Origin of the sequence: Maribacter spongiicola (assembly GCF_004364165.1) — a bacterium.
GTDB lineage: Bacteria > Bacteroidota > Bacteroidia > Flavobacteriales > Flavobacteriaceae > Maribacter > Maribacter spongiicola.
The window spans coordinates 19,492-34,823 of record NZ_SOAY01000014.1; the positions used below are offsets into that span (position 1 = coordinate 19,492).

Consider the following 15,332-nt stretch of genomic DNA (forward strand, 5'->3'; position numbering starts at 1 on the left):
GATTCATGTTTATGAATTTGAGCGATTCACATTGATTTATATGAAAAGATGCTATCACATATCATTAATTTTAGTTTAAAGAATAAGCTTATTATTCTTTTGTTTACCGTATTTATTATTGGGTACGGTTTATTTGCACTTTCTCAAATACCTATTGGGGCTGTGCCAGATGTTACCAATAATCAGGTTCAGGTAATTACAACATCACGTAATTTATCTACTCAAGATATGGAGCAATTCATAACTTATCCCGTAGAGCTTGAAATGGCGAATTTACCGGGAGTAAAAGAAATTCGCTCGGTATCTAAATTTGGTTTGTCTGTTGTCACCATTGTGTTTGACGATGATTTAGGAACATATTTGCCGAGGCAACTTATAGCCGAGAAAATAGCTTCGGCTTCAGAGAAAATACCTGCCGGTTTTGGTACGCCACAAATGGGACCGATAACTACAGGGTTAGGTGAAATCTACCAATATGTTTTAGAAGTAGAACCAGAATATAAAAATGAATATACCACGACCGAACTAAGAACCATACAAGATTGGATCGTAAAACGCCAATTGTCAGGTATACCCGGTGTGGTTGAGGTCAACACCTGGGGCGGATTTCTAAAGCAATACGAAGTTGCTATAAATACGCAGAAGTTAAATGCCATGAACATTACCGCCAGTGATGTTTTTAAAGCGCTGGAAACTAACAATAGTGTTTCGGGTGGCGGCTATATCGAAAAGGTAAATCAGGCTTTCTTTATTAGAGGAGAAGGATTGGTTTCATCTCTAGAGGATATTCGAAATATTGTAATTAGCACTAAAGACGGATTACCAATTTATATTAAAGATGTCGCTACAGTTGATTTCGGTAGCGCAGTTCGTTTTGGTGCTATTACTGGTAATGGCGAAGGCGAGAAGGTACTGGGGCAAGTAATGATGTTGAAAGATGCGAACTCTAAAAAAGTAATCGAAGCCGTAAAAGAACGCGTTGCCGAAATTTCAACTTCGTTGCCAAAAGGAGTTTATATTAATCCGTTTTTAGAGCGGAGCGAACTTATTGCCAAAACAACCTTCACCGTTAGCGAGAACTTAATATTAGGATGTTTAATTGTCATTTTTGTAGTGGTATTACTGCTAGGTAATTTTAGATCCGGTTTGGTGGTCGCATCTGTAATTCCTTTGTGTTTATTATTTGCCTTATCGCTCATGTATATATTTGGTGTCGATGCAAATTTAATGAGTTTGGGAGCGATAGATTTTGGTATTATCATAGACGGTGCGGTAATAATTGTAGAATTTATTGCCTTTGAAATTACAAGAAAGCAACACGAGATTAATAGTTTAGCCAAAACAGATCAGCAGCATTTAAAAGATGAGATAACTTTTGACGGAGCATCTAAAATGATGAATTCTGCCATTTTCGGGCAGTTGATTATTTTAATTGTTTTTATTCCGATTCTATCATTAAGCGGAGTAGAAGGTAAAATGTTCAAACCTATGGCATTGACCTTTAGTTTTGCATTAATTGGGGCGATGATTTTATGTTTTACCTATGTGCCTGTGGCTGCGTCGATATTTTTAAAACCATCAAAAGAGTCGGACAAAAACATATCTGTTCGTTTAATGAAATGGTTGAATAAAAAATATGAACCTATTATAAATTGGGCTTTACAAAGCAAGAAATTGGTTTTGGGCATTGCGGCGATACTACTTATAGGGGCAACTATTTTATATACGACTATGGGCGGGGAGTTTGTACCGACTTTAGATGAAGGCGATTTTGTTATTCAGCCTGTGTTAAAAACAGGAACTTCATTAAGTAAAACGGTAGAGATTACTACGGAGATTGAGAAGATTTTACTTGAGAATTTTCCAGAGGTTCAGCAGGTAGTTACCAGAATTGGAGCTGCTGAAGTACCCACCGATCCTATGTCTATGGAAGAAAGTGATGTCATCATAAAACTGGCTCCAAAAGGGGAGTGGACAAGTGCAAAATCTAAAGATGAGCTAGCTGATAAATTTAAAGAAGCGTTATCAATAATTCCCGGTATGGAAGTAGAGTTTACGCAGCCCATAGAAATGCGTTTTAATGAATTGATTACAGGAGTTCGTGCAGATATTGCCATAAAGATTTTTGGTCCCGATTTAGATGTTTTGGCTAAAAAAGGAAATGAAATCGGAGCGTTGATTAAAGATGTTGAAGGTGCTGCAGATGTTAGTGTAGAGAAAATAGCAGGTTTACCCGAAATGAGTGTTGATTATGACCGCGCCAAAATTGCCCGCTTCGGATTAAATATTCAAGAACTGAACGATATGGTTTCTATGGGCTTTGCCGGTAAAACTGCCGGTAATGTTTTTGAGGGTGAAAAGCGGTTCGATTTAGTCGTGCGCTTAGATAAAGCAAAACGAAAAGATATTGACGACCTTAAAAACCTTTATGTTGATTTGCCCGATGGAGGAAAGATTCCCTTAAGCGAGTTGGCAGATATTACGTATAAAAAAGGCGCTGCAAAAATCTCTAGAGATGATACTAAAAGAAGAACTGTAGTGGGCGTGAATGTCCGTAATCGAGATTTGCAATCGGTGGTAGATGATGTTCAAAAACTGATAAATGAAAATGTAAAATTACCGGCAGGGTATACTATTACCTATGGCGGTCAATTTGAAAACTTACAAAGTGCCCGAGACCGGCTATTAGTGGCAGTACCTATAGCACTTGTTCTTATTTTTGTATTGCTATATTTTGCGTTTAAATCGGTAAAAGAAGCCCTTATGATATATTCTGCAATTCCGCTGGCAGCTGTTGGTGGTGTGCTGTTATTATGGATGAGAGGTTTACCTTTTAGTATTTCTGCAGGAGTAGGTTTTATAGCACTGTTCGGTATAGCGGTATTAAATGGAATTGTTTTGATAGAGCATTTTAAGGAGTTGAAAAAGTATTCTTTTGATAGTTTAGATGATTTAGTAAAACAAGGCACAAAAGACCGCTTACGAGCAGTGTTATTAACAGCATCTGCAGCTGCACTTGGTTTCTTGCCTATGGCAATATCTACCAATGCAGGCGCAGAAGTTCAGCGACCTTTGGCAACAGTGGTTATAGGCGGGCTGTTTACGGCAACCATATTGACCTTAGTGGTATTACCGGTGTTATATTCCATTTTCGATAAACATGAAAATTCAAAAAAGCCAATACCAAAAACAACGTTACAAAATGGTATTGCTTTTCTAGCTGTACTTGTATCCATTGGGGCTTCGGCACAAGAATCGAATAGCCAAAATCTCGATGAATTAATACCACTAGCTATTGAAAATAACATGGGTTTAAAAGCAGGCAGCCTTAAAGTCGATGAATCGCAATCTTTGGTCAACAGTGCTTTTAGTTTTGACAAAACACATGTGTATTACCAATACGATGAAAACAATTTAGCCATTAATAATGTGCCATTAAAGGTATTTGGCGTTCAGCAAGATTTTCGTTTTCCGACTGCCTATTTTTCTGAAAAAAAGGTAAACAAAGTACAGGTTAATTTAGCGCAAAGTGAATATGATATTCAGCGTAAGGCATTAACGAAAGAAGTTACAAAAGGCTATTATGCATATCAAATTGCACGAGAAAAAGTTAGGGTCTTTAAAAAGCTCGATAGTTTGTATGCCAATTTTTCACAGGTAGCAGCTAGAAGGTTTGAACTGGGGGAAACCAACTATTTAGAGAAAATAACCGCAGCTTCTAAGCAACGAAAAATCAATTTAGACTATCAACAAGCTATTCAACATGTAGCCGCGTCATATGCCAATTTACTGCAATTAATTCAGTTAGAAGACAGTTTGGTGATTTCAGAAGAAATGAATTTGAAAATTGACATTCAAGATGTAAATGTAGATGCTTCTCCTGAGTCCGTATATTATGAGAATAATATGCAATTAATGGCTGCAGAGCGTAAACTAGAAAAGCAACAGCTACTGCCAGATATTAGTTTAGCCTATTTTCAAGGATCAAACTCAGAATTGAACGATAATCTTTTAGGCTATCAATTAGGACTTAAGATTCCGCTATTATTTAGTGGTAACGCTTCTAGAATTAAAGCATCAAAAATTGCAAAAGAAAGGGCAGTGGCCGAGTCTGTTGCGTATAAAATTCAAATAAAATCGAAGCAAGAAATTTTGAGGCAACAAATCGTTCAAATTCAAAATTCACTGAATTATTATGAGAATGAAGGCGCTGAGCTATCCGATGAAATATTGAAGACCGCAAATATTAGCTTTAGAAATGGTGAAATTGATTTCTATCAATTTATACAGAGTTTAGAAAGTGCTTATGATGTAAAATTGGGCTATCTAGATAAGTTGAAAGAGTACAATGAAACCGCAACAGACATTAATTTCTTAACATTATAAATAGGGCATCATGCAAAAATATATATACAAAATAGTAACACTTTTCATACTCGGCATAATTATAAGTTGTGGAGACAAGGCAAGCAAATCTAGTGAGAATGGCGCATCTGAAGTACAAGCAGATGATCGAATTCAAATTACGCAAGCACAATTCGACCAAAATAATATGGAGATCACTAGTATGACTGAAAGTGATTTTCCGGTAATGGTAACGACCTCGGGTATGATAGATGTTCCACCAGAAAATAGGGCTGTAGTAAGTGCAACAATGGGCGGTTATATAAAAACGACCCCTTTATTGATTGGAGATAAAGTCCGCAAAGGGCAGTTGTTGGTTACTATTGAGAATCCGGAGTTTGTATCCTTACAACAACAATACATGGAAGTCAACGGGCAGTTGGGCTATTTGAAGTCAGAATACGAACGTCAGCAAACCATGGTAGCCGAAAACATAACATCTAAGAAAAGCTTTTTAAAAGCAGAGAGTGATTATAAAACTGGGGTCGCAAAATACAACGGACTACGTAAGCAACTAGGTATGCTGAACATATCCGCAGAACAAGTAGAAAAAGGAAATATAAGTTCGGTAGCAACGATTTATGCACCAATTGCTGGTAGTATTACAAGCGTAAATGTTTCAAAAGGTACATATGTTTCTCCTGCTACTTCGATTATGGAAATCATTAATAATGACCATATTCATTTAGAACTTTCGGTTTTCGAAAAGGATATTATGAAAGTAAAAAAGGATCAGGTGGTAGAATTTAGAATACCAGAAGCTTCAAAAGAGGTGTATAAGGCAGAAGTACATTTGGTAGGTACCTCAATAGGTGAAAATAGAACGATAAAGGTTCATGCACATATAGAAAATGAAGATGACGCTAACTTTCTTACTGGTATGTTCGTAGAGGCGAATATTATTACAGAAACGTCAAAACAAATGTCGCTGCCTTCTGATGCTATTGCCGTGGTTGAAAACGAATCGTTTGTGTTGCTTTTAGACGAGAAGAAAGGCGATACGTATTATTTTAAGCAAGTACCTGTCATGACCTTAGGTAGTTATGAAAATAGGACATCGCTCAGTAATTCATCGACTTTTAAACAAGATGCACAATTTTTATCAAAAGGTGCGTTTAGCCTGATAGGAGAATAAAGTAAAAATAGCGCTCAAAAAATGTTAGGTATTGGTATAATAGTTGACATAGTATGAGTTCGTTTAATAAATAGATTATGAAGAAATATATAGTGTTATTGTTATTTGCAGTAGCAAGTGTGAGTTCAATAACAGCGCAAGACTGGAATACAGATTTTACTACAGCAAAGAAGCTTGCTAAAACAAATGATTTACCAATAATACTTGTTTTTCAAGGCTCAGATTGGTGTGCTCCGTGTATAAAATTAGATAGAGCAGTATGGTCTACTGATGAGTTTAAAGACTATGCAGAAGAACATTATGTAATGTTACAAGCAGATTTTCCTCGTAGAAAGAATAATGCATTGCCAGAAGAGCAATTGAGCAAGAATAAGGCATTGGCTGAAAGTTATAATAGACAGGGAATTTTCCCTTTTGTGGTGGTTATGAATGCCAATGGTGAAGTATATGGCGAAACCAGTTACAAGAAACTCTCACCAAAAGAATATATCGAAGAATTGAATTCATTCATAAAATAGATTGAAAAAGCTAACGCTCATAATATTATTTTTTGCTGTTGGTATACTGTATGCTCAAGAGCCCTATAAGCGCACCGTTAAATTAATGGGCAGCCGTTTTGACATTACTGTTGTGGCTAAAGATCCTGTTGAAGGAGATGTGTTTATTGATATGGCTATCAGCGAAATAACAAGAATAGAAAAGCTGATTAGTTCTTGGGATGAAAACTCGCAGACATCAGAAATTAATAGAAATGCAGGTATAAAGCCGGTAAAAGTAGATGCAGAATTATTTAATTTAATACAGCGGGCGATTGGTATTTCACAATTGACTGATGGGGCTTTTGATATTAGTTATGCCTCGATGGATAAAATTTGGAAGTTCGATGGTAGCATGACCGTTATGCCTTCAGAAGAGTCCATTAGGGCATCTGTGGCTAAAGTAGGTTATCATAATATAATTTTAGATAAAGAGAACCAAACCGTTTTTCTGAAGTTAGAAGGAATGAAAATTGGTTTCGGAGCCATAGGTAAAGGATATGCAGCAGATAAAGCAAAAGATCTGTTGAAATCTAAAGGCGTGGTTGCAGGTATTATAAATGCATCTGGCGACATGAATACCTGGGGAAAACACCCCGATGGTAAAGAGTGGAAAGTTGCCATTACCAACCCTATGGATAAGAACAAGGTTTTTGCTTTGTTACCTATAACCAATGGGGCAGTGGTAACATCTGGTAATTACGAGAAGTATGTAAATTTTAATGATGTAAGATATACCCATATTATTGACCCTAGAAGTGGTTATCCGGCAACGGGTATTATTAGTGTTACTGTATTTGCTCCCAAAGCAGAACTGGCAGATGCTTTGGCAACATCGGTATTTGTTATGGGCATTGAGGTCGGCTTAAATAGAATAGAGCAACTACCACAAGTAGAATGTATCATTATAGACGATAAAGGAAATATTATCACATCAAAGAATATAGAAATAGAGAAATCATGAAGAAGAAGATTTTAATTTTTGCCTTAATAGCGGGCTCATTTAGTAGCTGTACGGTGTTGAAAGAGTACGAGAAAATAAATATTAATGATCCAGATATGGTTTTGCAAGATAAAAAGGTAGATCGCAATTTAACTACGGCGCATTCATACAGAGAAGCTGCTGCAGGTGCAAACGGAGGTAAAACTGGTGGCGGCTGCGGCTGTAATTAATATAGAATTCAATTATTTACAAAATGAAAATATTCAGAATAACAGTTTCTATAGCAGCATTATTCGTGTTCACGATAAATTATGCCCAGCAAACGCAAGACTCTGTAAAGACCTATAAAAAGCGTGTTTTAGAAACTACCGAGGTAGATTTTTTAACAAGTTATTATTCACAAGATGGTGATAATGCTGCGGTAAGTGGCGGTTTAGGGACCGAAGAGTTAACCGATTTTACGGGTACGTTTGTAGTTGCGATTCCTTTAAACGATGATGATGTTCTTACCATAGATGCAGGCGTTTCCGCATATACCTCAGCTTCTTCTAGTAATGTAGGTCCGTTTGATGGTGATCAACCCGCAGATCCGTTTGTAGCAAGTTCTGGTGCTTCTAGTTCAGATACATGGGCAAGTATATCTGGTTCTTATAGTCATAGTTCAGACGATAGAAATACCATAGTTTCAGGTAAAGTATCCGCTTCCAGAGAATATGATTATACCTCTTTAGGTTTTGGTGGTGGATTGACAAAATTATTCAATGAAAAGAATACAGAGGTCAGTGTAAATGCAAATGTTTATTTGGATAAATGGAATGCTTTATATCCAACAGAATTAAGACCTTTCGCGAGTGGAGCAAATGGTTTAGCGAATGGGCTTTTTAGTAATAATACAATTACGGGCAATACCAATTATGCCCCTATATTCAATGAGTTTTCAAATGAATCAAGAAATTCTTATTCCGTCGGATTCGGATTTTCTCAAATTCTGAGCAAGAATCTACAAGGTTCATTGGCATTAGATTTTATTCAGCAAGATGGCTTGTTGTCTACTCCTTTTCAACGTGTGTACTTCAGCGATGTAGCAGATTCGTTTATTGATAATTTTCAATTGGCAGATGCTATAGAACAGTTACCAGATAGTCGATTTAAAGTAGCTGCAGGCGGTCGTTTAAATTGGTATATCAATGAAACATTTGTGGTAAGAACTTTCTATCGATATTACTATGATGATTGGGGTATAGACTCACATACGGCAAGTGTAGAGGTACCTATTAAGCTTACCGATAAGTTTACGGTTTACCCATCTTACAGATACTATCAGCAATCTGCTGCAGATTATTTCTTTGGTTATGAAGAAGCAGTTTCTACTGATACTTTCTACACCTCAGATTATGATTTGTCGAAATACTCAGCAAACCAATTTGGAATGGGAGTATCTTACACAGATATTTTTACTAAGATGCATATCTGGAAACTCGGTCTTAAAAGTATAGATCTAAAGTTCTACAAATATGATAGAGATACTACCTTTAGTTCTAGTATCATCACCGCGGGCTTTAAGTTTGTGATGGATTAAAATTTACGATTAAAAAGAAATGAAAAGCAGGTCTATTGACCTGCTTTTTGTCTTCGGTATATGGTTTTAATTTCTGGCTGATTCCTAATTTGCCAAAAGAAATAGCTAACTTTTCAAGCATATTAAGCAGTACTAAAATTTGATTTTGATGGAGTTGAGAAAAGAATATGACCTTATTTGTGTAGGTGCAGGTATCATGAGTGCTACGTTGGCTTTATTGGTAAAACAGTTAAAGCCAGATCTTAAAGTACTGATCGTTGAACGATTAGATAAAGTGGCAAAAGAAAGTTCTGCAGCTTGGAACAATGCCGGTACAGGTCATTCTGCCTTATGTGAATTAAATTATACTCCAGAAAATGAAGATGGTCTTGTCAATATTAAAAAGGCAATAGACATTTGTACGCAATTTGAAACCTCTAAACAATATTGGTCTTTTTTAGTGGCTGAAGGATTAATCAAAGATCCAAAATCATTTATTACTCCCGTACCACATCACAGCTGGGTAAAAGGGAAAGACAATGCCGACTATCTTGAAAATCGATATCAAGCTTTTAAAGAGCATTTCATGTTCGATACCATCGAGTATACTAGAGCGATAGATAAAATGGAGGAGTGGTTTCCGTTGATGATGCACGGTAGAACTGAAGATGAGGTTATGGCAGCTTCTAGAATTGATAGAGGAACAGAAATGAACTACGGCTCGCTAACGGAGCAATTATTCGAAATTTTGGATAAAGAGTATGATACTCAGGTGCTGTTTAATACCGAAGTAGATGATATTGATCCCGATCATGATGAAGAGTGGTTGGTGAAAATGGAAAATCTTACAACGGGAGAGAAAAGTACGATAGATTCAGAACATGTTTTTATAGGTGCCGGTGGTGGTAGTTTATTACTGTTGCAAAAAGTAGAGATTGAGGAAAAGGATGGTTATGGAGGTTTCCCGGTAAGCGGGGAGTGGCTGGTATGTAAAAATCAAGATATTATAAATCAGCATAATGCCAAGGTATATAGCAAAGCAGGAATTGGCGATCCGCCAATGTCGGTACCGCATTTAGATACGCGGTATATCAATGGAAAAAGAGAATTATTATTCGGTCCGTTTGCAGGGTTTAGTCCCAAGTTTTTAAAAGAAGGGTCGTATTTAGATTTATTAAAATCCATCAATTTTGACAATATACCATCTATGTGGGGAGTGTTTTGGCATAATTTACCGTTAACCAAATATTTATTAGAACAGGTAGCCATGAGTTTTGAAGACAGAATGGATTCTCTAAGAGAATTCGTTAAAGATGCCAAAAACGAAGATTGGGAAATAATGGTTGCCGGTCAACGTGTGCAGACGATTAAAAAAGATGATTTTGAAGGAGGTTCCCTAGAATTTGGAACACAGCTGGTGAGCAGTAAAGACGGTAGAATTACGTGTTTGTTGGGCGCATCTCCTGGTGCATCTACCTCTGTAAAAATTATGTTAGACGTTCTTGAAAAAGCATTTCCAGAATTAACCACATCAGAAGAAGGGAAAATAAAATTGGACAAAATGGTTCCTTTTTATAAAAAGGAGGTCACTAAAGATTTGTTCGATAAAGAACTTGCAAGAGTTACCAAAAGTCTTGAATTATAAACATTCCTTTTTTTTAAGATAGTTTTATGCTTAATAGCACTAAATCAATACAATAAAAAGATGGTACTTGCATTATCATTATTCAGTACAATTAGTACCAAAATTAAATGCGGTTTAAATTACCTTTATTCTTTCTTTTCATAATTAGCTTTAATACGCAAGCGCAGTTGAGCGATTTAGCACGTTTAGATTTTACATTTATCCCTAATAAAGGATCAGATGTAGAGTATACACGCTCAAGATTTCTTGTTAATTATCCAGTAAAACTCATAAAAGAAGGGCAGTATTTATTATTAGGAGTTGATTATAGCAATGTTCATCTTCGCTTTAAAGATGATAATCTACCCTTTGATCGAAATATACTGAATGACTTTAAAATTTTAGATTTCACCATTGGGTATACAAAACCGTTAAAAAATGATTGGCGCTTAGGTGTTCGTTTTCAACCAGGTATTAGTACTAACCTTACTGCTAAAAGTTTAAATGCCAATGACTTGGTTTTTTCAGGAGATGTTGTATTTATAAAAAAGTTTGAAAATGATATCGATAAACCATCTCGTTTAATTGTCGGATTATCGTATTCTCAAAATAGAGGATATGTTTTCCCGTTACCTTTTATAAGTTATTATAAAAAATTCAGTCCAGATTGGTCTTATAATATTGGTATTCCAAGAACCAATTTACAATATCACCTATCAGAAAATCACCGTTTTAAATTATTTGGTCAATTAGACGGTTTTACATCTAACATACAAAATGGAGCATTGGTTAATGGTACCGATACTGCTGAGATTATAAATATGTCTTTGATTAATGGTGGTCTACAATACGAGTATCACTTTACAGACCATTTACAATTAGATGTACGTGCAGCCTATAATTTCAGCTTAAATAACAAGCTTAAAGATGGTAGTAACAACACATTGTTTACTATAGATAATGATTCAAGAAGTTATTTTAGAGCAGTGCTAAGGTTTAAGATATAATAAACTTATAGAAATAAAAAACGCCGAAATCTAAGATTTCGGCGTTTTCATTTTACAATAGCATAAGGGCATTAGCCAATTACCGATTTTTCAGTAATAAATGGTTGATTATAATGTCTTTGACCGGTAGCTTTATAAAGGGCATTTGCCAAAGCTCCGATAATAGGCGGCAATGAAGGCTCTCCTAATCCGGTAGGGTCTATTCCATTATCCACAAAAAAGCTTTCAATTTCTTTCGGCGCTTCTTTATGTCGTATTAAGCGATAGGTGTCAAAATTCTTATGTTGAGGTTGTCCATTTTCAAAAGTCATTTCGCTATAGGTAGCGTGACCGATGCCATCAATGATTCCTCCTTCAATTTGATTTTTAGCAGCCATAGGGTTAATCACGATTCCGCAATCTACGGCACACCATACTTTAGTAACTTTTGGTGATTTTGTATCGGTAGACATGTCTAAAACCTGGGCAACATAAGAGTTGTGGCAATAATAAGCCGAAACACCTCTTGCAGCTCCGTTTTTCTGATTCCCGTCCCAACCAGCTTTTTCTCTTACCAATTTAAGAACACCTGCATAACGAACAGGGTCGTAGTCGTTACTTTCTGGTTCACCAACTGGGTTTTTAATAACTCTGTCAAATAACTCCAATCTAAATTCAATAGGGTCTTTACCTGCAGCTTCGGCAACTTCATCTAAGAATGCCTGTTCGGCTCCGGCAACAAAATTAGAACGTGGAGCACGCCATGCACCTGTAGTCACATTTGTTTCTAGACTAAATTTTTCAGCTAGGTAATTATCTACTGCACCTGCCGGAAATCTATTTTCAAATAGTAAATCATCATTAGATCCTGCACCTTTAACGTGCCATGCAATTAAATTACCTTCTTTATCTAAACCTGCTTTATACTTTACTTTGTATGTTGGGCGGTAGGTACCTTGGGTCATATCATCTTCACGGGTGTACACCAATTTAATAGGTGCTTGTATGTGTTGAGAAATGACTGCGGCCTCCACACCGAATGTTCCATATAGACGACGACCAAAACCGCCACCCATACGACTCATCTCAATATCGATTTTTTCCACTGGCATGCCTAATCGAGAAGCCAGTGTCTTTTCTAAAAACTCAGGAGTTTGTATTGGTCCGTTGAACAAAGCTATTTCAGCAGTAACATCTGCATAAAAGTTCATAGGTTCCATGGTATTATGCGCTAAAAAAGGAGCACTATAAGTACGTTCTATAATTTTATCTGCTTTTTTAAATGCACTAGCTACATTACCATCGTTACGAGCTGGTTGTTTGGAAGAAGTGTTCAATAATTTTGTCAAAGCCTCATCATGCCCTTTGGTACTTTCTAAAGCCGAAGATTCTTCCCATTCAACATTCAATGCTTTTTTAGCCTGCATACATTGCCAAGTACTTTCACCAACAATTGCTACAAGTTTATTAATGGCGCCGCCATCTGACCATTGTTTTTCAGTATCATCTTTGTAGACCTCAATTGGGAAAACGTCTTTAATACCTGGCATAGATTTTACAGCATCCGCATTCATTGATTTATAGGTCAACCCAAAAGCAGGTGGATGCACAATCATGGCAATCATCATTCCTTCTTGTTGAATATCTATACCGAATAAAGGTTTGCCAGTTATAATATTTGGACCATCAACATTTCGTCTATCCGTTCCGATAATATCGAAATCCTTAGTTTCCTTCAAAGAAACTTCTTCAGGAACAGGCATCGTTGCAGCTTTTGAAGCCATCTCGCCAAAACTAGCAGATTTGTCAGAACCGGTATGGCTAATTATACCTGCATCTGTAGTAATTTCAGAAGCATCAACTTGCCATGCCTCGGCAGCTGCGGCAACTAACATATGTCTAGCAGTAGCACCTGCCATTCTTAATCCAGACCAACCAACACGAATAGACTGGCTACCACCTGCCAATTGTCTTTGAAAAATATCGGTATTTAAAGGCGCTTGTTCAACGATTACATTTTTCCAATCGACATCTAATTCATCTGCCACGATCATGGGCATAGAGGTCTTTACATTCTGTCCTATTTCTGGGTTAGGCGACATAATAGTTACCATGCCATTATCTCCAATTTTAAGAAAGCTATTAATATCGAACCATTCTTTTGGTATGTTACTTACTTGCTCAGGGGTTGGTTTACATGATGCTAGCCAACTGAAGCCTAAAATCATACCGCCACCGGCAAGAGAACCGCTTTTTAAGAAAGAACGTCTGTTATATGTTGTTTTAATAAGTGTCATTTGTATTTTTTTTGAAGGTTAAAATCCCAAAATTGTGGGCTTATAATTACGCGTTAGAAATACTTGAAGCAATTTTAATTGCTTTCTTAATTCGCGTATACGTACCACAACGACAGATATTACCGTTCATAGCATCTTCAATTTCAGTATCAGTAGGGTTAGGATTTCGTTTTAAAAACGCACTGGCATTCATAATCTGTCCAGCCTGGCAATAACCGCATTGGTACACATCTTCTTCTAACCAAGCCTTTTGAACCGGATGATCTCCGTTTTCAGAAAGTCCCTCAATAGTTGTTATTGATTGTTCACCAACCGCAGAAACTGGTAGTTGGCAAGAACGTACTGCATTATCGCCCAAGTGAACGGTACATGCACCACATTGTGCTATACCACAACCAAATTTTGTGCCTACCAATTTTAAATGATCTCGTAATACCCAAAGCATTGGTGTAGTGGGATCTACATCTACTTCTTGGGTTTGTCCATTAATTTTTAAACTGAAATTTGCCATTCGTTTTTCCTATTTGTTTGAGTCCCATGAAATTAGGTATTTTTTTGGATAAATGAATGTGATTTAAGAACAAATAATCTTAAAGTTTCATTTGAATATTAAAAGGTGTTGCGATATAAAAGGTGTTTTAAATAAGAACAATCGTCCGCATGAAAAGGTTTTTTGTATGCAAGTAAAAAATGTCGTTTTCGATTTTCTTTTTTGACTTAAAACCGAAAGAGTTATTTAATTATTGAATAGTGGTATCTAAAAATTATCTATCCAAGTATTTTTATGGTAATGAACAATCCATACTTTTTTTTGGATATTAATCGATTGAAAATGATTACTCAAAATATAACACATACAATTTCAGAATCTATAGTAGATACCGTTGGTAACACACCTTTGGTTAAGCTGAACAAAATTAATAGGCAGGCAAATTTCAATTTGTACGGTAAGCTAGAAGCAGCTAATCCTGCAGGAAGCATTAAGGACAGAACCTCTCTTTTTATATTGCAACAAGCACTTGCAGATGGCAGAATTAAAAAAGGAGATACGGTAATAGAATCTAGCTCAGGAAACATGGCAGTGGGTTTGGCTCAAGCCTGTTTATATTATGGTCTTAAATTAATAGTTGTAGTAGATCCTAAATTAAATTCACACACCGAAAAAATTCTGAATACTTATGGTGCTCGTATTGAAAAAGTTACCAAACCGAAAGAGAACGGAGGTTTTTTAGCAGCCAGATTAGAAAGGGTTCAATACTTATTAATCAGTATTCCTAATAGTTTTTGGTCTAATCAGTATGGCAATCAAGACAATCCGCTAACGCATCATAAAACGATGACCGAGATGATGGATTCTCTACATGGAAAGTTAGATTACCTATTTGTAGCAACTAGTACTTGCGGAACCTTAATGGGCTGTGCGGATTATATTTATGAAAACAATTTTGACACGAAAATCATTGCGGTAGATGCTGTTGGTAGTGTTCTTTTTGGTGGTCCGCCATTGAAAAGATTAATTCCTGGTCATGGGGCAGGCGTGCCTTCTCAATTTTTAGATACGAATAAGATACACGATCATGTATATGTAGATGATGTTGACTGTGCTAAAGGTTGTTGGTCGTTGTTAGAAAATGAATCTATTTTATGTGGAGGTTCTTCTGGTGGTATGATCAGTGCCGTAAAAAAGTATAGTAAGCATATTGAAGAAGGTAGTAATTGTGCCTTGTTTTTATGCGATCGTGGAGAGCGCTATTTAGATACTATTTACAACAAAGAGTGGTTGTTGCATAAACTTCCAGAAAGTAGAAACGCTTTTACTCCGTTAGGAGGATGGCAGGTAGCATAATCT

At 36.4% G+C, this 15,332-nt stretch carries 11 protein-coding genes; 9 read left to right on the top strand and 2 right to left on the bottom strand.

Annotation, left to right across the window (positions count from 1 at the left end; all coding sequences use genetic code 11):
- Positions 1-48 precede the first annotated feature (48 nt).
- The 8 genes from CLV90_RS16060 (at position 49) to CLV90_RS16095 (ending at position 11,207) form a co-directional block, all read left to right on the top strand.
- Positions 49-4,386 carry a CusA/CzcA family heavy metal efflux RND transporter gene (locus CLV90_RS16060; RefSeq protein ID WP_133688537.1) on the top strand — a complete coding sequence of 1,446 codons (4,338 nt, stop codon included), beginning with the start codon at positions 49-51 and terminating at the stop codon, positions 4,384-4,386.
- Between the two features lie 10 nt (positions 4,387-4,396).
- Complete coding sequence (locus CLV90_RS16065; protein ID WP_133688538.1) at positions 4,397-5,539, top strand: efflux RND transporter periplasmic adaptor subunit; 1,143 nt, start codon at positions 4,397-4,399, stop codon at positions 5,537-5,539.
- A gap of 77 nt (positions 5,540-5,616) precedes the next feature.
- On the top strand, positions 5,617-6,057 hold the full coding sequence (locus CLV90_RS16070) for a thioredoxin family protein (protein WP_133688539.1): 441 nt from the start codon (positions 5,617-5,619) through the stop codon (positions 6,055-6,057).
- Position 6,058: 1 nt separating this feature from the next.
- Complete coding sequence (locus tag CLV90_RS16075; protein WP_133688540.1) at positions 6,059-7,039, top strand: FAD:protein FMN transferase; 981 nt, start codon at positions 6,059-6,061, stop codon at positions 7,037-7,039.
- The gene (locus CLV90_RS16080) at positions 7,036-7,248 is read left to right on the top strand and encodes a DUF4266 domain-containing protein (RefSeq protein ID WP_133688541.1); all 213 of its coding nucleotides are present in this window, start codon (positions 7,036-7,038) and stop codon (positions 7,246-7,248) included. Before CLV90_RS16075 ends, CLV90_RS16080 begins: the two co-directional genes overlap by 4 nt.
- A gap of 23 nt (positions 7,249-7,271) precedes the next feature.
- A complete protein-coding gene (locus CLV90_RS16085) occupies positions 7,272-8,597 on the top strand; it encodes a DUF3570 domain-containing protein (protein ID WP_133688542.1) in 1,326 nt (441 codons plus the stop codon).
- A 148-nt stretch (positions 8,598-8,745) separates the two neighbouring features.
- Positions 8,746-10,221 (top strand): malate dehydrogenase (quinone), encoded by a 1,476-nt coding sequence (mqo, locus tag CLV90_RS16090; RefSeq protein WP_133688543.1) that lies wholly within the window; start codon positions 8,746-8,748, stop codon positions 10,219-10,221.
- Positions 10,222-10,328: 107 nt separating this feature from the next.
- On the top strand, positions 10,329-11,207 hold the full coding sequence (locus CLV90_RS16095; protein WP_133688544.1) for a DUF6268 family outer membrane beta-barrel protein: 879 nt from the start codon (positions 10,329-10,331) through the stop codon (positions 11,205-11,207).
- A gap of 71 nt (positions 11,208-11,278) precedes the next feature.
- Here CLV90_RS16095 and CLV90_RS16100 read toward each other — a convergent pair whose 3' ends face one another.
- Together CLV90_RS16100 and CLV90_RS16105 are read right to left on the bottom strand one after the other, a co-directional pair.
- Entirely contained in the window at positions 11,279-13,483 is a 2,205-nt protein-coding gene (locus tag CLV90_RS16100) for a xanthine dehydrogenase family protein molybdopterin-binding subunit (protein ID WP_133688545.1), read from the bottom strand.
- 46 nt (positions 13,484-13,529) lie between these two features.
- The gene (locus tag CLV90_RS16105; protein ID WP_133688546.1) at positions 13,530-13,994 is read right to left on the bottom strand and encodes a (2Fe-2S)-binding protein; all 465 of its coding nucleotides are present in this window, start codon (positions 13,992-13,994) and stop codon (positions 13,530-13,532) included.
- 321 nt (positions 13,995-14,315) lie between these two features.
- Between CLV90_RS16105 and sbnA the strand changes: the two genes are divergently transcribed.
- Positions 14,316-15,329, top strand: coding sequence for a 2,3-diaminopropionate biosynthesis protein SbnA (gene sbnA / locus CLV90_RS16110; RefSeq protein ID WP_133688547.1), 1,014 nt, complete (start codon positions 14,316-14,318; stop codon positions 15,327-15,329).
- The last annotated feature ends 3 nt before the right edge of the window (positions 15,330-15,332 follow it).